This window comes from Roseofilum sp., assembly GCF_982964205.1.
On sequence record NZ_CEZBFX010000006.1, the window covers coordinates 14,407 to 33,293 of the forward strand.

General features: G+C 44.7%; 15 protein-coding genes and 3 pseudogenes. All 18 read right to left on the reverse strand.

From position 1 onward, the window contains the following. Nucleotides 1-187 precede the first annotated feature (187 nt). The 18 genes and pseudogenes from rdgB to AC3A14_RS03045 all read right to left on the reverse strand — a co-directional run bounded on the left by rdgB (nucleotide 188) and on the right by AC3A14_RS03045 (nucleotide 18,834). The gene (gene rdgB / locus AC3A14_RS02960) at nucleotides 188-763 is read right to left on the reverse strand and encodes an RdgB/HAM1 family non-canonical purine NTP pyrophosphatase (protein ID WP_318701995.1); all 576 of its coding nucleotides are present in this window, start codon (nucleotides 761-763) and stop codon (nucleotides 188-190) included. A gap of 66 nt (nucleotides 764-829) precedes the next feature. Beyond that, complete coding sequence (locus AC3A14_RS02965; RefSeq protein WP_318731543.1) at nucleotides 830-1,591, reverse strand: Uma2 family endonuclease; 762 nt, start codon at nucleotides 1,589-1,591, stop codon at nucleotides 830-832. 123 nt (nucleotides 1,592-1,714) lie between these two features. Beyond that, complete coding sequence (locus AC3A14_RS02970) at nucleotides 1,715-3,166, reverse strand: phosphoglucomutase/phosphomannomutase family protein (RefSeq protein ID WP_318701997.1); 1,452 nt, start codon at nucleotides 3,164-3,166, stop codon at nucleotides 1,715-1,717. A gap of 246 nt (nucleotides 3,167-3,412) precedes the next feature. Continuing rightward, complete coding sequence (locus tag AC3A14_RS02975; protein ID WP_318731544.1) at nucleotides 3,413-3,874, reverse strand: hypothetical protein; 462 nt, start codon at nucleotides 3,872-3,874, stop codon at nucleotides 3,413-3,415. A gap of 260 nt (nucleotides 3,875-4,134) precedes the next feature. Next, nucleotides 4,135-4,341, reverse strand: a pseudogene (locus tag AC3A14_RS02980) (hypothetical protein); the annotation flags it as partial. A gap of 821 nt (nucleotides 4,342-5,162) precedes the next feature. Then, nucleotides 5,163-7,772 (reverse strand): CHASE2 domain-containing protein, encoded by a 2,610-nt coding sequence (locus tag AC3A14_RS02985; RefSeq protein WP_318731546.1) that lies wholly within the window; start codon nucleotides 7,770-7,772, stop codon nucleotides 5,163-5,165. A 117-nt stretch (nucleotides 7,773-7,889) separates the two neighbouring features. Further along, complete coding sequence (locus AC3A14_RS02990) at nucleotides 7,890-8,951, reverse strand: ABC transporter ATP-binding protein (RefSeq protein WP_318731547.1); 1,062 nt, start codon at nucleotides 8,949-8,951, stop codon at nucleotides 7,890-7,892. 308 nt (nucleotides 8,952-9,259) lie between these two features. Beyond that, a complete protein-coding gene (sigC, locus tag AC3A14_RS02995; protein WP_318698306.1) occupies nucleotides 9,260-10,525 on the reverse strand; it encodes an RNA polymerase sigma factor SigC in 1,266 nt (421 codons plus the stop codon). A 593-nt stretch (nucleotides 10,526-11,118) separates the two neighbouring features. Next, nucleotides 11,119-12,069, reverse strand: coding sequence for an NAD(P)H-dependent glycerol-3-phosphate dehydrogenase (locus tag AC3A14_RS03000; protein ID WP_318731548.1), 951 nt, complete (start codon nucleotides 12,067-12,069; stop codon nucleotides 11,119-11,121). An 87-nt stretch (nucleotides 12,070-12,156) separates the two neighbouring features. Then, nucleotides 12,157-12,273 (reverse strand): annotated as a pseudogene (locus AC3A14_RS03005) (Uma2 family endonuclease); the annotation flags it as partial. 88 nt (nucleotides 12,274-12,361) lie between these two features. Further along, entirely contained in the window at nucleotides 12,362-13,120 is a 759-nt protein-coding gene (locus tag AC3A14_RS03010; RefSeq protein WP_318731549.1) for a class I SAM-dependent methyltransferase, read from the reverse strand. Continuing rightward, nucleotides 13,113-14,267, reverse strand: a complete 1,155-nt coding sequence (grrM, locus tag AC3A14_RS03015) for a cyclophane-forming radical SAM/SPASM peptide maturase GrrM/OscB (protein ID WP_318731550.1) — start codon at nucleotides 14,265-14,267, stop codon at nucleotides 13,113-13,115. The genes AC3A14_RS03010 and grrM overlap by 8 nt, the downstream gene beginning before the upstream one ends. An 86-nt stretch (nucleotides 14,268-14,353) precedes the next feature. Continuing rightward, a pseudogene (locus AC3A14_RS03020) lies at nucleotides 14,354-14,745 on the reverse strand (PIN domain-containing protein). Beyond that, nucleotides 14,742-15,005 (reverse strand): hypothetical protein, encoded by a 264-nt coding sequence (locus tag AC3A14_RS03025; RefSeq protein ID WP_318731552.1) that lies wholly within the window; start codon nucleotides 15,003-15,005, stop codon nucleotides 14,742-14,744. The pseudogene AC3A14_RS03020 and the gene AC3A14_RS03025 overlap by 4 nt, the downstream one beginning before the upstream one ends. 312 nt (nucleotides 15,006-15,317) lie before the next feature. Then, nucleotides 15,318-15,740: a GrrA/OscA1 family cyclophane-containing rSAM-modified RiPP gene (gene grrA / locus AC3A14_RS03030; RefSeq protein WP_318731553.1), complete on the reverse strand. Its 423-nt coding sequence runs from the start codon at nucleotides 15,738-15,740 to the stop codon at nucleotides 15,318-15,320. Nucleotides 15,741-15,800: 60 nt separating this feature from the next. Beyond that, nucleotides 15,801-16,556, reverse strand: a complete 756-nt coding sequence (locus tag AC3A14_RS03035) for a DUF554 domain-containing protein (protein ID WP_318731554.1) — start codon at nucleotides 16,554-16,556, stop codon at nucleotides 15,801-15,803. Nucleotides 16,557-16,636: 80 nt separating this feature from the next. Next, entirely contained in the window at nucleotides 16,637-18,271 is a 1,635-nt protein-coding gene (locus tag AC3A14_RS03040) for a trypsin-like peptidase domain-containing protein (protein ID WP_318731555.1), read from the reverse strand. Nucleotides 18,272-18,369: 98 nt separating this feature from the next. Then, a complete protein-coding gene (locus AC3A14_RS03045) occupies nucleotides 18,370-18,834 on the reverse strand; it encodes a hypothetical protein (RefSeq protein WP_318731556.1) in 465 nt (154 codons plus the stop codon). Nucleotides 18,835-18,887 lie beyond the last annotated feature (53 nt).

Sequence of the window (18,887 nt, forward strand, 5' to 3'; positions counted from 1 at the left end):
CTAGTTGGTGAGGATTTTCATGGATCTAGTTACATAATAGGTGATACTAGCCTTATCCTCACCTAGAGGTCTACCGCTCAATGGCTTCTAGATAACATCTTACGAAACTTCTCACCACTAACACTCAGGCATCGCGCTCAGGGAAAATTGCTCTGGGCGCTTAGTGTTTAGTTTTCGGGTTAATGGTTTACTGCCATAGCTGTTGAAATGGGGGTAAAAAGAGTTTAAAGGCTTCCCCTCGATGGGAAAGGTGATGTTTCATCTCTGGGGTAAATTCGGCAAAGGTACGTTGATGTTGGGGGAGATAGAAAATTGGATCGTAGCCAAAGCCAGCATTTCCTCTGGGAGCATGGAGAATTTCGCCGGGACAAATGCCTTCACTACTGAGGATGATGTTTCCAGAGGGATCGGCAAGGGCGATCGCACAAACAAAGTGAGCGCGGCGATTCTCTTCATTGGCTAATTCCTTGAGAACTCGTTCAATCCGTTCGGTATCCGTATTGCCATAACGAGCGGAATAAATGCCCGGAGCGCCGTTCAGAGCATCAATGGCGAGTCCAGAGTCATCGGCGATCGCCCATTCTCCGGTTGCTTTAGCCACTTCTGAAGCCTTTAAGCAAGCATTTTCTACAAAGGTATCCCCCGTTTCTTCAACGTCTAATTCTGGGGGTTTGGGCAGAAAGTGGATATCTAACCCCACAAAATAGGCTTTGATTTCTTCTAATTTACCGGGGTTGCCTGTGGCGACGACCAAAGATTTCATGGAACAGTTATAGATAGGGAACCAGAAACACTTGCAAGTGTGGCACTGGCGAGTGTTTCTACTCCATTATTCTAATTCATCGGGATCGATGCCCAGTTCCCGTAAGCGATCGGCTAATTTTTCTGCCCGTTGGCGCTCGCTCAGAGCTTCTTGCTCTAGGGTTTTGAGTTTCTCTTGCTCGGCTTTAATCAAGCCTTCTACTAGGGGAGGATTGAGCAGTTCTTGCACAGATAAAACGAGGTCTTGAAACTGAGGAGATACCACTGTGTCCGTTTCTTTAAAGTCAGTATACTCATATCCTTCTTCATTGGTCGGATTGGTAAACACGCGCACCTGTTTCTTTTTGGGGTCAATAATCCAATATTCCGCAATTTCTGCTAGTTCGTATTCATTGCGTTTAACCACATAATCATCCCGACGATTGGTGCTAACCACTTCCACCACCAAGATTGGTTTTTCCGCAAAGTCTAATACTCCTGCCCCTTGGCGATCAGCCACTTGCTCCCAAATCTCTTGGCTACAAACAACAACATCTGGAATTCGAGAAGAGTTTTTTTCTGTTCGCACACCCGTTCCTAGGGGATTAGCAACTAGATCTAAGTTAGCCTCGGCAAAAAAACGTTGCAGGTAGTAGACTAGAAACTTACAGATCTGGGTGTGTAAATGGGTAGATGCGGACATAGGGATTAGTATTCCTCGGTGTAATTCATAGCAAACATCCGGTTCTCCTTCATATTCTAGATACTCCTCAAAGGTGAATAGATGCTCTTGAGTTTCTTGGGGCTGGGGAGCGATCGCTTGGGTTTCTGGAATCGTTGCTTGAGTCATCAGGTGAGACCTCGATCGTGCGTTATCAGTAAATTCTAGCCAAAATGCAGTTAACGCTACTCTAAAAGGAGACAAGGAGCTTCAAGCCCCTTGTCTGAGTCAAGCGTTATCAAGACGGGGAATTTAAGTGAAGGTATTCGCCCAATCTTTAATCCAATTTAAAGTGTCATGGACGTTTTCTAGGGTGGCGGCTTCACAATAAAGACGTAAAACAGGTTCGGTTCCGCTAAAACGAACGAGGAGCCAACTGCCATCGGCTAATCGGAATTTGTAACCATCAATGGTATTGCAGTCGGTAACAGCTTTACCCGCAATTTTGGTGAGGGGATTGGTTTCTAATTCTTGTACAAGACGCGATCTCACTTCCATGCTGGCTAAGGGGAGATCGATGCGATCGTACATGGAGGAAAATCCGGTTTTTTCTTGCAGTTGACTATATAGATAGCCAAGATTTTGCCCCGATTGCACCACGGCTTCGAGAACATAGAGGGCGGAAAGCAGGGCATCCCGTTCGGGAATATGGGTGTTATAGCCAACACCACCGGATTCTTCCCCGCCAATGAGGACGGAATTCTCTAACATGCGATCGGCAATATATTTATACCCGATCGCCGTTTCATGGACGGATAAGTTATACAGTTGTGCCACTTTGGGCATTAAATCTGAGCCACTGATGGTTTTAACAACTTCTCCTGTGAACCCCCGTCGGGTAGCTAAATGTTCGATCAGAACAGGAATCAGAATTTGGGTACTCATGTATGTGCCATCTTTATCTATGGCAGCGATGCGATCGCTATCGCCATCAAAGACTAAACCGGTGACTAAGTCTGAACTTTTTCCAGAGGTGGAAAAGTTCTTCATATCCTCTAATAATTGAGGTAAATATTTGGGCAGAGGTTCGGGCGCACCGCCATCAAACAGGGGGTCGCGATCGCTATTTAACTCTCGAATATCGACCCCTAAAATTTGCGCCAATCCTCCTCCGGCTGCTCCATGCATGACATCGGCAAACACGGTTAATTTACCTTGGATAATGGCGGATTGAATGGCTCCAATATCCACTTTAGAACGTAAAATCTCACAATAGGAAGGCCAAGGATCAAACGACTCTAGGGTTCCCGGTTTTAGAGCAGGGGGGAGGGTTTGGCCGAGTTTCGCTTCTATTTTTTGGGTGACTTCTGGGGAGACAGAACCGCCAAAGGCTCCTTTCACTTTTAAGCCGAGATATTTACCGGGGTTATGGGAAGCTGTCATGACAATTGCACCGAGGGCACCTTTTTCTTTCGCTGCCCAACTGAAGGCGGGGGTTGGGGCGTAAGTATTCGCGAGCAGCACATTAAAACCTGCATTTTGAATGGCTTCAGCAGCAACTTGGGCAAATTCTTCCGCTAAAAACCGGCGATCGTGGCCCACAATTACGGTACGATTGCTGCGATCTCCATAAACTTCTTCTAAAATCTGGGCGGCGATCGGGGCAACTTCAGCCACCCGTTCCATGGTGAAATCTGCCGCAATGACCCCTCGCCAACCATCTGTACCAAATTTAATGGGGTTTTTAAAAGACGTTACTGCCATAAGTGCTGCCTCTTTCCATAAATACTCACTTCTTGAGTTTACCCCCAATTTTCAGCCGGTCTACTGTCTATAAAAATATCGATATAGCGCTTCATGCTAGGCAATAGCTTGTATGGCTTAGAGTCTAAGGCTTCAAGCCGTACCTCATACAAGAGAGAAACACTATGTTGTCTCCATTTCTAATTTCCTGAAGAATAAGATCAGGGTATCTTTTCATGTTAACTCTAATATCAAGTCATTCAATAATCAAGGATTAATTTTGATTTCTAACGGGTTGTATTCGATTTCTACTCTAGAGCCATATCTGATTTCCGAGATCAACGGTGCAAGGATTTCCAGAATAGATGGATTATGAAAGTGGCGGATCTTGGTTTCAGGATGGGGATAATAGATCAAACTGTCATATTTTTGATCTTGAAATGACACGCGGCAGCGTGAAAAGGAAAAATCTTCAGGTAGAGTATGCTCTGTCCAATTTACAGATCTAAAGGTAAATTCAGGTTCGACTAACTCGAAAGTTTTAGGACTAATGGCAATATTTAATGTTCCTGGGAAGAATGGGGTTAAATCTAGACCTAATGCTTTGAAGAAGGGAGTCTGCATTTCTATTGTACCCCTAGGATAAGGGCTATCTAATGCAGTGCCAGAAGCCACCTGATGTCCCAGTTGTATAATCCCATCTACTTTTTGCCAAGAGCGATCGATCATCTAGATTATGTCATTATTACTTATTCGATTATAGCATTTTAAACTTTTTTATAACAAACTTCAAATTCAGAACGCCCACGAAAAAAACAGACATCAAATTCAAAAAAGAAATTAGCCTGTCCCAAAATTAAAGGCACATCAGGTGCTTGTGTCTAAGCGAATGCTAGATCAACCCTTGGAAATGAACTAACTTGAGCATTGACAATTATTGCATGAGCTTCATGGCGAGCCAAATTTCCTGTTAATCTAACTGAAAGTGTTTCTTGTTTCTTGGTCTCTAGAAGATTCATTAAAACATTGGCAGCCTCAGAGCAATTGTACGGAGACCATACTGGATATTCTTGGTTAGCTACAAAGACATCAGACTTTTCTTCTTTGACCAATTCTGTGGCTATAAACTGCATCAATAGAAGCTTATCACATTTGGATAAATCTTGAATTTGTAACATAAGTTCAGTCAATGGCATTTGACACTCTCCTTCTTTACAATCATTCCATTATATAGCAAACCTAAATGAGTTGTGCAAATACATTGTATTTTTCCAATCTCGGGGGATTGAACAGTTTCATATCAAAAAAATTGGAACAAATGTTTAACTATTTTGAGGTTTTTGCAGAAGGAATAAAAGCGTCTAATAAAATTATTCACCTGTAGCCAAATTCCTTCTACTCGATTCTCTTCTGGAGCATACGGGACAAAACGTTCGCAGGTGATTAACCATTCCTTCTATGACAATCCTTGATTATACTTTCTTAAAAGTTTTTTTCATCTCTTCGCTTCTATGATCTGTTAAAATGGTCGCTAATTATTTGTTCCTTTTCTCAATGAATTCCGGATTTTTTTGCCGGTTTTCTTGGTTCGCTTTCTGCTAGGTTAATTTGGCTTTACGCAAGATTTTATAATAACCTTTAGAAATAAACTCTTCTAATTCCTGTATTTTTTCAGACTTTGGAGGGAATGTATCAAGTTTTGACATTTAATTTACTTCAGAGAAAATTTGATTTTTATCTATGATAGCAGTTACAGCACTTTGCGCTGTAACGGAGGACAGTATCATTAGAGATCAGTCATTGCGAATGGAACGAAGTGGAATGAAGCAATCGCAAAATCACCCAATCTTGGCGATTGCTTCCCTCCGGTCGCAATGACAATTCTAACCCATAGATTAAATACTGTACCTCAATACAGCGCTTTGCGCTGTAAGGATCAGTTGCACAACTCATTTAGACTAGCTATAATTGAGTAAAATGCTTCAATTCATGTAAAGTATTTAATTTTACTTCCAGGTCAACGTTTAACTTCTGTATTTAAGCCGGATTGAATCAAAGTGCGAATTTCTTTCACTTGAAAATTATCGGCGAACTGTTGGAGCTTCAGGGCAAATGGGACATAGATGGAATTCTTGTCTTGCAGAGCAATCGCCGTTTTCCGCAGACTATGAATATTACCTCTAAGGGCTAAATCCAGTAATTTTTCTAATATCTCCTGTTCTGGAAAAATTATCTGTTCTTCATGCCCATTATTCTCTGAGGAATGAGAGATCATCTTCTGTACTTTTACTTCCAAATAAACCGATTCTTTATTTTCATGAATCCATTCTAAATGCAAGTATTGTCGCAAATAAACAAACAACAAATCAACTTGTACCGGCTTCGGTAAAAATGCATTTCCACCGACTTTCAAGCTTTCTTCTTGATCGGTAGAAAATACCTTAGCTTTAGCATTCATGCCAATACCAGTATCTTCTATTTCAAAGTGAATGCTGACGTTTTGATTATTGAAGATTTGATTGGGACGATCTCCCTCTCCCAAAGACATATTTTTGACCTTGAAAATCACTTGTCCTCGATCGGTGAATTTGATTGCATTTTCCAGCAAGTTAATGAGGACTTGTCGAAGACGTTTTTCATCTGCATAAATACCGACGGGAAGCCAAGGATCGGATTGATATAGAAATTCAATATTTTTTTGTTTTGCTCGTAAGCGAAACATCTCGACAATCCCCATCAGAAATGAGGGAAAATGAAAGTATTTGTTTTCTAGTTCGAGCTTTCTCGCTTCAATTTTCGATAAATCTAAAATATCCTTAATTAAGGTCAGTAAGTGTGACCCACATTGATGAATAATATCGATCCCATCCAGTTGAGAATTGAGGAGATTATCTGACCTTTGAAGAATTTGTGTATAGCCTAAAATGCCATTTAGGGGAGTACGAAGTTCATGGCTCATATTGGCTAAAAATTCGCTTTTGGCTTGATTAGCACTATCGGCTGCAATTTTAGCTTGTTCCAATTCTTGAGTGCGATCGCGCACTTTTTCCTCTAAAGTCTGGGAATAGTCTTGTAATTGCACATTAGCCTGTTGTAATTGTCTTTGATAGCGGCTATTCGTGCCTAGAATGGCGGCAACCGTCAAAGCAAAGAGGGGAATAATCACCGGAATCCACCATCCAATCAAAAACGCACCATAGCCACACAAAACTATTCCCCCTCCACTAGTACTGACCGCTATAATCGTGAGACCGGGAAAACTGTAGGTGGCTGAAAGTTTAATTTGAGGCAGTGTATAACTCAACAGCACTCCGATCGCAGACCAAAATAATACCCACAGGCCTTTCAAAGGTAGAGAGAATACTGAAGTTAAAGGCCGGCCATCTAGGGCAGCACTTAACATCAGGCTAGCAATATTGGCATGAATAAACACCCCAGGCATCGGCTCAGAGGTCTCCTGATTGCGATTGCTGTAGGGAGTATGAAAAAAATCATTCGTGCTGTGAGCCACTGAGCCAATGAGAATGAGGCGATCGCGGATTAATTCGGGATCGAAGTCCCCTTGCAGTAATTTCATCATACTCAGAGACTCAAATTGATCTGGAGTTCCCCGATAATTGAGCACAATTTGATAGCCCCCTAAATCTGCTTTGCGATAACTGCCATTTTTGGAGGTTAAGGGACGAAATTCTGCTTTTCCTAACCCGTAAAACCGACGGTCTGAATCAATAGTTTTTAATTCAATCTCTTCCCCATGCAAATAATCTAAACTGGTTCGTACTCCTAAAGTTGGCAATAATTGTCCCTTTTCATCCAAAGAGACAATCAGCGCTCGTCGGACTTTAGAATCAGCATCTACCACTAAATCTGCTAGGGCAACTTGCTGGTTTTCTTCTAGGGCAGAAGGGGGGGCAACTCCTTCTCCTACTGCTTTTTTAATCCCGATTAAATGGGGCGTTTGATCGATGACCTCCATCCATTCTTCGGTTCCTGGAGCAACCGGTAGATCGCGATATAAATCTAAACCAATCACCCTCGGATGATGTTGATTGAGGATAGAAATAATTTGCGCTAATGTACCATCACTGAGCGGCCAAGTTCCCAGTTCCTGAATATCGCGATCGTCAATGGTGATGGTGGTAATCCGTTGTTCTGGCTTTTCTAGGGGACGATGGCGAAAAAACTGGTCTAGAGTTGCCCATTCAAATCGATAATTGACGTTTTCTTTTAAGGGGAGTACATCTTCTGGCAGTTGCACGCCAATAATTCCAGAGGTTTCTGGTAACTTCATTTGGTGCTCAAAATGCTGTTCTCCGGTCTCGGTTTGTAGACTAAAAAATACCTGTTGAGCTGAAATTTGGGGAACATAGATATAAATCGTTGGCCTTTCAGCAACCGTAAAACCGATCTGGGTCTTTGGAAGTAGGGGAGTGATGGGTGATGAACCTTCTTGGACTGAAACGCACTGCTGGGGATCGCGCGCTCCTCCCCCTAATGTGGAGTCGGGAGCTTGATCTTCTGGGGGTTCAAAGATCACAGCTTCCGCTGAAGTTGCCATTAAACTTAGAGTAACGGCTGCAATTAAACCCGGCAGTCTGGATCGAGAAACTGGAAAGGGTTTACTCATAGCGATAGGGTTGATGAGGGTTTACAGGGATCTTGATTCTATTGTGCTTGCTTTTCCGGCAAAATCCAACAAGTTTTAAAAAATGACAACGGTAGGTGACCGGGTCTCCGCTTCCCCCTATCTCCCTATCGTGGGGAAGATTTGCCAGGTTTTAGCTCTCACTTGAAGGTTGACTTTTGTACCGATGGGTAGGGGGTTAATGGTGTTACTTCTGGCTTTGAGTTCTAGTCCGGAGGAGGTGTGCAAAGTATAACGATGTTCGCGACCGAGAAATTGGCGATCGCCGATTTTGGCGATCGCGTTTTCATCTGGTTTTAGCTGAATGTCCTCTTCGCGAATCATTAAATCTCCTTGCTCTAAGTCTTCTGAGTCAGGGACAAAAAATGAACCGATTTCCGTATCCCATTGGGAACCGTTGCGACGAGCAGGGATAAAATTGGCTTGAGTGACAAATTCTGCGACAAACCGAGTTTGAGGATGACGGTAAATGATTTCTGGCGGCCCAATTTGTTCGAGTTGTCCGTTGTGCATCACGCCCACCCCATCACAAATAGACAGCGCTTCTTCTTGATCGTGTGTGACAAAAATAGCAGATATGCCACTCGCTTTGAGAATGCGGCGAATCTCGGATCTCAGGCGCACTCGCACTTGAATATCTAGGTTGCTCAGGGGTTCATCCAAAAGGACGATGGTGGGTTCTGGTGCTAGAGCGCGAGCCAGGGCAACTCGTTGTTGTTGTCCCCCAGAGAGTTGGTGAGGATAGCGGTTTTGGAGTCCTTCTAAGCTCACCAGGGACAGGGCTTCTAAGAGCCGTTTTTCAACCGTTCCTGTCCCCGAGCCTCGACGATGCTTCAAGCCAAAGATAATATTTTCTGCCACGGTTAGATGGGGGAATAAGGCATAATCCTGAAACACAATGCCCACATCTCGCTTTTCAGGAGGCACAGAAAAACGAGCCGTTCCCACCTCTTGTCGCCGTAATTCAATCTTGCCCCCAACCGGTTGCTCAAATCCAGCAATCAACCGGAGTAAGGTCGTTTTTCCACATCCTGAAGGCCCTACCAAGCCTAAAATATCCCCTTCCTTTAAGGCGAAACTAACCTGATTGACCACAAATCCTCTCTTTGGGTCAAATTGTTTGCTCACCTCTTCTAGGTTCAACACCACCGTCTCTGACATGCTTTGCCCTGTAACTGTTTAATCGATTAAAACTGCTATTACAGTAGCATAGTTTTTAGGCATCTTTTGAGAAGAGTTCTTAGTCTAGTGGGGGACAACTCTGGGCCATCTCCATTCAAAAGAACAGATGACAGAGAAGAAGATTCCTTCCTCTTCTCTGTCGAATCTTTACTCGGAGAACACCAAGAGTTACTATAACTTTGTTGAAAATAATTGTCAATACATTAGAGCAAAAAAAGTCGGGAAAGGTCTTTCCCGACTGATTTAGGATCGAATGAGTGATGACCGAGTAAAAAACGCGGAGGCAGTTAACTGAGAGATTCGAGATAATCCCGAACTCGGTTACGGCGTTTAGGTTGGCGGAGCTTTTGTAAGGCTTTGGCCTCAATTTGCCGGACGCGCTCGCGAGAGAGTTCTAGGGCGCGGCCAATTTCAGCTAAGGAATAGGGATGACCATCACCAAGGCCAAAACGCATTTGAATGACATCTCGTTCCCGACTGGTTAAGTCTGCCATCAGGTGGCGCAGGTCTTGTTGTAAGGATTCGCGCATTAAGGATTCTTCAGGGGAGATACTATCTGTTTCTAGAAGTTCTCCCAGTTCTGTATCTTTATCCTTACCCACCTTGGTTTCCAGGGATACTGAGCGAGGAACCCGCAACAGCACTTCTCGAATTTGGCCTGGGGTCATGTCTAGTTCTGCCCCTAAATCTTCGATAGTAGGGGTGCGCCCTTTATCTTGGGCAAGTTTCCGTTGGGCTTTTTTGATCTTATTGAGTTTTTCGGTAATGTGGACCGGTAGGCGGATCGTTCGGCTTTGGGTGGCGATCGCCCGCGTAATCCCTTGGCGAATCCACCAGTAGGCATAGGTGCTAAAGCGATACCCTTTGGTGGGGTCAAATTTTTCTACTGCTCGTTCTAGTCCCAAGGTTCCTTCTTGAACCAAATCCAGCAACTCTAAACCCCGATTTTGGTATTTTTTGGCCACTGAGACCACCAGACGCAAGTTCGCCTTAATCATGTGGTCTTTCGATTTCAGGCCAGCCGATTGCATTTCATCTAACTGTGCCACCGTTAATCCAGCTAACTGTGCCCAATGGCGTTTCCCTTCGACCAAAGCTACTTTAAGGGCTGCCACATCGGTTTGAGCAACTTCTGCCCAGCGCTCCCAACTGGGCCGATGTCCAAGCTGGGACGTGAGGCGATCGCGAATTTCCATTAACCGCACATACTCTTGAATCGGCCCAGTTTCCGATTGTCCAGCTTGATTGCGTAATTCGATCAGTTGAATATAGCGCTGGACTTGTTGAGCTTCTGCAACTTCCTCATCGCGACCGAGCAAGTGGACTCTGCCAATTTCTTGGAGATACAACCGGACTAAATCCGTTGTGCGACGGTTGACTGAGGTTGGCCGGTTACGGGATTCCGTAGACTCCATTTCCAGTTCAGCCATTGTCTCTGAGGAGGTCAAGTCTTCTTGGGAAGTGAAATCCTCCGACGCTTCTAACTCATAGCTAGAGGTAGAGGATTCATTGTATTCAGGGTTCGGGCCAAAAGCAGTTACTGGCGTAGTCATCGTCTCAGTTGCTCCAAGTCATGAAAGGGAAGCATTTACAGGGTTCCCATCCGATTAGGGTTCCCTAATAGGGGGATGAATGACAGAATCTTTAGATTTTTTTAATAAATCTATCGGTCTGTGACTTCATCAACTCGATCGGGTTTTCTGAGTTTTGAGGGAGTGAACTTGAGTCTCAACTGCCTAAGCCAGAATAGGCCTTGACCAGAGAGATTCGGGTTCTCTAAGAACTCAGGAGTAAGGTTGCCAACTTTTGCTTACTGTTGTTTACGGTTAAGCCGGTTTTATGGCGTTTTAGCCTTAAGTTAACCAGTTCTCATATTTTTTTATTAGGAGAATCAATTCAGATGGACTATGAAATCCTGCACCCTGATTGATTGAGCTTTCGACTGCGTATCCTAATGTTTTTTGCAAGTCTACTCTACTATAGATAGAGGTTACCTTAAGGGAAGTGACTTGGGTCAAAGGTTGAATTAATCTGTATCACTAAGTTTTGTGAGCTCAAAAGATCTTCACAAGTGTGAAACCCATGCCCACATTGGGGTAGCCTGGATTAGACTCCCCTTATCTTTCTTCTTATTCACGCTCTCAAATCAGGATTCAGGTTTAATATCTCTTAACATCAGGGCATGAAGCGCCTGATGGGGGCTGATTTTCCCTTGCAGTAGTAAATCAACTTGAGTGCAGATCGGGATAGGAATGTGATGAATTTGCGCCAATTGAACTAAAACTTGTGTCGTATTAATGCCTTCTGCGGTTCCCTCCAGATGGTCGAGAATTTCCCATAGGGGTTTTTCTTTGGCGAGTTGATAGCCGACTTGATAGTTGCGGCTGAGGGGGCTATTACAGGTAGCTAATAGGTCACCTAAACCGGAGAGTCCGTAGAAGGTTTCGGGTTTGGCTCCCCAATGAGTGCCAATGCGGATCATTTCAGTTAAGCCCCGTGTGAGTAAGGCGGCTTTGGCGTTGGTTCCCAGGTGTAGACCATCACAGACTCCAGCGGCGATCGCCAAAACGTTTTTTAAGGTTCCTCCCAGCTCTACCCCTAGGGGGTCGTCATTAGTGTAGACGCGAAACCGGGTGGAGGAAAAGACTTGTTGCACCCATTGGGCTGCTTGAGGGTCTCGACTGGCAACAGTGGTGGCAGCAGGGAGACCTTGATTAATTTCTTTGGAGAGGTTCGGCCCAGCTAAAACAACGACGCTATTCTCAGGAAAAGCATTTTGCCAGAGCTGGGAGGGCGTGATGCGATCGCTCGGATCGAGGCCTTTAGTAACCGTGACGATCGCAGTAGAAGGGTTCAGACCACAAGTTTGAACTTGCTCAATGACAGGTTTTACCCCTTTCATCGAAACAGCACTCAGAACCAGGGAAGCACCAGCAAGAGCTTCACAGAGGGGGAGAGCGCCGCGACGAGACCAAATTGTGACGTGATGGCGGCGATCTCGAGCGAGTTGAGCGAGGGTTTGCCCCCACACCCCACCCCCAATAACGGCAATCGAGAGTGCTGGATGTGAAGAAAAAGAGGAGGATTGTTTAGTCATGGATGTTTTCAACTTGGGTTTTCTATTGATCTATTACCCTTGCAGTTCTGGTGACCCATGAAAAGAGGTTTTCTGGCTGGAAAGGCCCTATTCAATACTATCGGGGTCGATGTTGAGTTCCCGCAATTTAGCTGCTAGGCGATCGGCGCGTTGAGTTTCGCAATCGGCAATTTCTTCTGATGTCAAAACCAACTCACCTTCGGCTCTGACAAGGTGTAATTGGCGATCGCGCCTTCCCAACTATAATCCTATAGCAGCAGTTTCGTTACCACTCGATAGAGTTTAGCCAATTTTACCTATGGCTAGGGCGTTGCCCTATATAAAAAACATAGCCGTAATACTGACTGTAATGGCGATAGAGATCGATTTCTTGTTGTTCGCTCTCTAAAACTTGTAAGGCTTCTGGGTCATTTTGATACTGTATTTTAAGCCGATTGATTTTGTTCTCTATGGGGGTGTAATAGTCTGTCCACCAGGCAATTTCTGGTAATACCAATGTATCAACGATCGAGTAACCCGCCCGTTCCATGGCGGCCCGGTTCTCCTCTAAGGTTCTCATGGATGGATAACCTTCTTGCCAAAACTGCTTGACAGGTTCGGGAGGATTGGGTTGTAACCAACTGATTTCGGTAACTGCGATGTATCCTCCCGGTTTGAGGAGCGATCTCCACTGGTTTAATCCGCGATCGAACCCCATAATATAAATCGCGCCTTCCGACCAAATCAGATCGAAAGACTGCTCTGCAAAGGGTAAATCTGCCATATCTGCACAAATCACTTCTAAGCGATTTCCCAATCCCTGACTCTCAAATCGTTGTTTCAGCTCCTCCAGATAGGGTTGATGGAAATCAACCGCAGTAATAGTGCCATTGCTCAGAGTTGCCAGATCCAGGGTTTGTTGTCCCGGGCCGCAACCAACATCTAAAATTTGGGGAGAGTCGGGTAACGCACTCAAATGAGAAAAGGCCTGTTGAGTCGAGGCAAAATTGCCCGGACCTTCTCTCGGAAGATTACTGTGAATTTGCCAAAATACGGGATAAAAATCAGACATGGGTGAGTCCTAAAGATTCTTCTAAACGTTCAACCACTAAATCGGTAACCATTTGTTCATAATACTGGCAAGCCATGGTTTGTGAAGAACGAAATGTTTTATTTTCCCAATATTTGTTACTGGCAGAACCTCCGCCACAAATGCCATAGTATTGACAAGTTTGTTGGCACAGTTCAACGCCAGCCGTAATATCGGCATAGATGCGTTGAAATTTTTCGCTCTGGCACACGGATTCTAAACTATCGGTGAGGATATTACCGAGGATAAAATCGCCATATTCTGCTGTTTTAATCGCTAACAGTTCGGGGTCAAATGTGGAAAAGTTGCCCTGATGATCGACATTGAGAATCACAAAGGGAGTGGTTAAGCCACTTCTGGGGATGCGATCGCCACTATAAATCAAATTACAAATCCGCTCAAATTCCCGTAGCTTCAATTCTCCGCCGCTTTGGGCCGTCAAAGCCCAAAATCGGCGAATAAACGCCTTGTAGCGCCGTCTAGCGTCCCCATTGGCGAGGGATGAAGACTGGTGTACCCCCTCTAATTCTTCAATATTAAAGCCCACATCGGTGAGACCATTATCCATGAAAAATGCAAACAGTTCATCGGCATGGTCGAGGGAATCTTCCGTAATCACAGTGATAATATTAAACGGCACATCCTGTTCTTGCAGGTGGCGAATGCCGCGCATGGTGCTGTGATGGGTTCCGAGTCCCGTGCGGGTTTTCCGATGGGCATCATGGATAAAATCAGGGCCGTCAAGGCTTACCCCCACTTGCACGTTATAGCGTTTAAATAAATCACACCACTCCGGTGTAATTAAGGTGGCATTGGTTTGTACCGATTGTGCAATTTCGCACTCGGTTTTATTTAAGGTTTTATCCAGTTCTGCAATCTGAGAGAGGGCAGTTTCATAGAACGAAATGGGAACAGCGAGCGGTTCCCCCGCGTGCCAACAAACCGTAAAGCGATCTCCCACAAACGGACTCTCGAAAATGCGCCGAAACACGGGTTCAATCCGATCTAGGGAAAACTGGTGTTTGAGATGGCGATCGGGTAAATAACAATAGTCGCAATCGAGATTACAAAAGGATGTCGTTTGCAGAATCACTAAATCTAAGGGGCCAAAGTTAGATAAATCCAACATATTCAGGGTTAAGGGTTTATGGATAGACGTTACTAATGACCTACATTCTACAGAATCATCCTATTCCCTAGCGCGCAGCGCTATATCTAAGCATCCCAATCTTCGTAATTCAACCTATCAATTCGGGCAAACTCCCTGGTATTATGGGTTACTAGAGTTAAGTTATGGGAAATCGCGATTGCAAATCATACGCACCAATCGGCGTTCCTTTTCGCTCTAAATCAGCTCGAATACTTCCATAGACTTCTGCTGAACGATCGTCAAATGGAAGCGAGATGAAACGGCTAAAGAATTTACGTTGTTTAGCCAAGTTTTCTTCTCGTTTGACGCTTTTCATTGCGCCATAAAACAACTCAGATTTTACCACTCAACAAACCGCAATATCAGTAGGTTCTAGACTATCCAAACGATATCTTACACTAGAATCTGCATATTTCAGGTAAACAATACAAGCATTACTATCGAGTAAATAAATCATTCTAACGCCTCTCTAATCGAGTCGTCTGGTTGAGGATGCCTAAAAAATGTCTCATCGTTAATAGACCCTGCTGTTTCTTCAATAAATTCATGCCATTCTGATTGATTCCTATTTTCGGTGAGATTATGCTCATCATCTTTAACTAACTCTTGGGTTAAAATAACCTTGATTTCTTCGGCCAAGGTTCGACCGTGAGCAACTGCCTGGTCTTTGAGCTTTGCTAATAGATCTGGCTCAAGATCATCAAGAATAATCGTCATGTAAAAACCTCTGTCTGCATAGAACGTGAACATTGCTCTGATTCTAACCAACGCTCCTCAATAGAGGGGTACAGCGATCGCGATCTCCGAACGTGACAGAAGAGGGATAACTTCTTACTTATTACTCAACTCATTCTTCCCCTACTAAGGCTGCCATAATTAAAGCAAGAGGCTCCATATTGTCTCTCCCATCAGGTTAATTATCTACAATTCGCGGCTTCCATCATTATGCTCATTCTGCCCTCTAAACGTCCCCATCTTCTGCATCACGTATAGCTGTAGGGTGCATGAATAACGCACCCCTCGAACAGATTACCGCTTACGGAAATGAACAAAACCGCCGCCATCACGCCATCCATTGCGCCATCCACCATTGCGGAAACTACCCCCATTGCGCCATCCACCATTGCGGAAACTACCCCCATTGCGCCATCCACCATTGCGGAAACTGCCCCCATTGCGCCATCCATTGCGCCATCCACCATTGCGGAAAACATTACGAAATTGTGCCAGATCTTGGCTCCGTTGTGTCTCAGATGACAGGGGATTCCTTTCTAAATCCAGTTGGTGTTCTCTATTTTGCAAAGTTTCGGTTAATCGGTTTAATCGCTGTTCGAGATCAACGTTAGTGCTAGGGAATTCAGATAAATTACCGGTAGCGTTGGCTGGTGAAGCACTTAACGTGGATAGGGTTAATAAAAACCCAACTAATCCCGTGGTTGTGCTAATTTTCATGAATAACTCCTTTGCATAGAATGCTTTGAAACGATAGCATTGGCTAGATTAGGGGGTAAACTAAGACGCGATAAGGCTCTGCATTGCTTGCGCGATCGCATAAATCAACGGTGCTAACGCTAATGCGGGCAAAAATGATGCAATTCGCAGTTTACCAATATTGAGCAAATTCAAGCCTAAGCCTAACATGATAATTCCACCGACTCCAGTCACTAGGAAAATTCGGGGGTCGTTGCCTGGATCGGGTAAGATTTGAGTCAGGCTACCCGCTAGTAAGGAAATGCCCCCTTGAAAGATGAGGATGGTAATGATGGAAAACCCCACTCCAATCCCATAACTTCCGGTGAGCGCAATGGAGACTAACCCATCCATCGTTGCTTTCAGTGCCAGTAAACTATCATCACCTGTGAGTCCATTATTGATCGAGCCAATCAACGTTAAAGGGCCGACACAAAAGAGTAAACTAGCCGTAACAAACCCTTCCGTAAACCGTCCTCCTCCGCGAAACCAAATCTTGAGTTGAGAACCAATGGCATTGAGTCGCTCTTCCAGTTGCCACCATTCTCCCAATAAGCCACCCAAAGTTAAACTAAGCACCGCTAACACCACCCCATCAACCTGTCCCGCTTGCGCTTGAGTTAAACTTCCAGCCATACTCATCCCCAGATACAGGGTAATCAATCCCATCCCTTGAGTAATGGTGGATTGAATGCGTTGGGGCAGTTGATTTTTCAGCAGTAACCCTAACCCAGTTCCCACTAATACAGTTGCCACATTCATCCAGGTTCCACTGGTTTTTAGCCAAAAATCAAACATCAGATTCAACTCACTCACTGACTGTCCAATAAGATATCATTACTTGTAGCAATTACCTATTATCTTGCGCAAAACGGTAATTAGTTTGACTGACGTTGCCAAATCAATATCTCGTTATTTAAACCTCCAGAAATGAGTCTTTGATCGTTGGCACTCAAACCCAGAGAAATGACATAATCTGAATGTTTCTTGACTGTAGATTGTAACTGACCGGTCTGTACATTCCAAAACCGAATTGTCTTATCCCAACTACCACTAATGAGGGTTTGGTTATCTTCCCTCAGCGCTAAAGACCAAACCCCATCGGTGTGACCTTTGAGGGTTCGTTGTAATTCCCCTGTGGCTAAATTCCAGATGGTAATGTCTCCTTCTCCCCCTGCACTAGCGAGGGTTTGACTATTGGCACTAATGGCTAGAGCGAGAACCGATAAACGATGATTTTCAAGAATATTGACTAACTTAAATGTGGGCAACTCCCATACACGAATGGTGGTATCTTGGGAGCCACTAATCAACCATTTTCCATTGGGAGAAATAGCTAAGGAACTAATTAATCCTTGATGACCGGGAAGAGTTTCTATGGTTTCATAGGTGTTCAAATTCCAAATGAGAATCTGTTGATCCCATCCTCCAGAAACGAGGGTTTGACCATCGGGCGTTATGGCTAAAGCAGAGACTGCATCTCGATGACCGGTGAGGTTTTTTTGTAGCTCTCCAGATTCGAGATTCCAGAGCTTAATGGTGCGGTCTTCACTGCCACTGATGAGGGTTTTTCCATCAGGGGCGATCGCCAAAGCATTGATGGCTTTTTGATGACCTGTTAAGGTGTTAATTGGCTCTCCAGTGGTTAAATTCCAGAGAACGATCGCCCCATCACTATGGCCACTGACCAGTCGTGCATCCCCTAACGAGGCGATCGCCACTGCACCTAAAAATCCCCCCTCCCGTTGTAGCGTTTGGCTTAACTGATACCCTCCTGCAACAATGGCTTCAGTCGCTGGAGCTGGGATTTCACTCAGCACTGCCCTAGAATCAGATGCTGTTGGAGTCGGTTTTTCCGCGCTCTCCCACCAGCTTAAAACTCGATCGAGTTTAATCCCTGTGGCAACCACTTGATCCGTATTTTCGACTAATTGAACCAACCGATTAATACCAATTACTTCACCTCGTTGATTTAAGACCGGGCCGCCACTCATGCCCACCCGCACCACATTGGTATAATTTAACGGTAATTGTGTTTGATCCACCCCTTGCAGCAATTGCACAAATTCCCCTTCTGTATTCACAAAAATCCGTTGACGAACCGATCCCCCAGACCGTGGCCAACCGGCTACATAAGCTAGATTTCCTGCTTCTACTGCTTGCGGGTTACCGATGTTTGCGGTGCGATAGGTCATTTCACTATAGAAGGCCAGCACGGCAATATCTTCTCCAGGCATTCGCAACCGATGGGACGACCTCACCTGATAGCGATCGCCATCGGGAGTAATAATGGTATAGTCTTCCGGTCGATCCACCACATGGGCATTAGTGACCACATAATAAACCTGATTTTCAGTAGCGAAAATTACACCGCTTCCTCCCTGGGGGCCTTCGATGCGAACCGTAATTTCTGAGGCAATGCGGTCAATTACTGGGTTGGCAAGACTGGGAAGGCTAAGAGCTAGGCTAGGGGCGAGACTCAGAAGAGCAGCAGAGAGAAAACGAGTATACATTTCAATTAAAAATTTTTGTAGTTCAGGTGGGAAATTATCGTAGGTGGGTAGGAGAATAAGCGATAGAATTCAACGTATATAACCCAATTCTGCCCACCCTACCTGGTATTTAGACGCTGTTGGAAACGGATAATTACAGCTTGAAAAAATGGCCATTGATAATATTCAAACATGAGCCAAGCCACCAGGAATAGATGGGTAAAGAAGGTTAGCCCAGTCCAAAACAAGGGAAACCATGCGCCGCTACTTTCGGGATCGGGCGGAAAGATATAAGAGCCTAATCCAATTAGAATGGGAGGTAAGAGGATTAGGGGAACACTTAACAGCCAGAGAATTTGCGATTGATCGCCCGATCGCATCATAGCAACGTTAATCCAATTTTTACCCGTCCAGTACCAGGAAAAGGGGCGATCGCCATCTGCCAACTGAAGAGTTTGCTGTTGCAGATTTGCACTAAAGATATGACGGCAAAAGTTACAGGCAAATGCATCCATCAACGTCAGTGCAGAAATCCTTCCATGGCGACACAGAGGACAGGTGTAGGTGTCATGGGTATTGAGCATGGCAATTAAGTTTTTGGCTTTTTCTGGTTCACTAGGGGGTCAGTTTTTGTTGT

Bases quoted from the DNA above. Each gene is read 5' to 3' on its own strand.
- rdgB (WP_318701995.1), bottom strand. From the start codon at position 763: ATGAAATCTTTGGTCGTCGCCACAGGCAACCCCGGTAAATTAGAAGAA.
- AC3A14_RS02965 (WP_318731543.1), bottom strand. From the start codon at position 1,591: ATGACTCAAGCAACGATTCCAGAAACCCAAGCGATCGCTCCCCAGCCC.
- AC3A14_RS02970 (WP_318701997.1), bottom strand. From the start codon at position 3,166: ATGGCAGTAACGTCTTTTAAAAACCCCATTAAATTTGGTACAGATGGT.
- AC3A14_RS02975 (WP_318731544.1), bottom strand. From the start codon at position 3,874: ATGATCGATCGCTCTTGGCAAAAAGTAGATGGGATTATACAACTGGGA.
- AC3A14_RS02985 (WP_318731546.1), bottom strand. From the start codon at position 7,772: ATGAGTAAACCCTTTCCAGTTTCTCGATCCAGACTGCCGGGTTTAATT.
- AC3A14_RS02990 (WP_318731547.1), bottom strand. From the start codon at position 8,951: ATGTCAGAGACGGTGGTGTTGAACCTAGAAGAGGTGAGCAAACAATTT.
- sigC (WP_318698306.1), bottom strand. From the start codon at position 10,525: ATGACTACGCCAGTAACTGCTTTTGGCCCGAACCCTGAATACAATGAA.
- AC3A14_RS03000 (WP_318731548.1), bottom strand. From the start codon at position 12,069: ATGACTAAACAATCCTCCTCTTTTTCTTCACATCCAGCACTCTCGATT.
- AC3A14_RS03010 (WP_318731549.1), bottom strand. From the start codon at position 13,120: ATGTCTGATTTTTATCCCGTATTTTGGCAAATTCACAGTAATCTTCCG.
- grrM (WP_318731550.1), bottom strand. From the start codon at position 14,267: ATGTTGGATTTATCTAACTTTGGCCCCTTAGATTTAGTGATTCTGCAA.
- AC3A14_RS03025 (WP_318731552.1), bottom strand. From the start codon at position 15,005: ATGACGATTATTCTTGATGATCTTGAGCCAGATCTATTAGCAAAGCTC.
- grrA (WP_318731553.1), bottom strand. From the start codon at position 15,740: ATGAAAATTAGCACAACCACGGGATTAGTTGGGTTTTTATTAACCCTA.
- AC3A14_RS03035 (WP_318731554.1), bottom strand. From the start codon at position 16,556: ATGTTTGATTTTTGGCTAAAAACCAGTGGAACCTGGATGAATGTGGCA.
- AC3A14_RS03040 (WP_318731555.1), bottom strand. From the start codon at position 18,271: ATGTATACTCGTTTTCTCTCTGCTGCTCTTCTGAGTCTCGCCCCTAGC.
- AC3A14_RS03045 (WP_318731556.1), bottom strand. From the start codon at position 18,834: ATGCTCAATACCCATGACACCTACACCTGTCCTCTGTGTCGCCATGGA.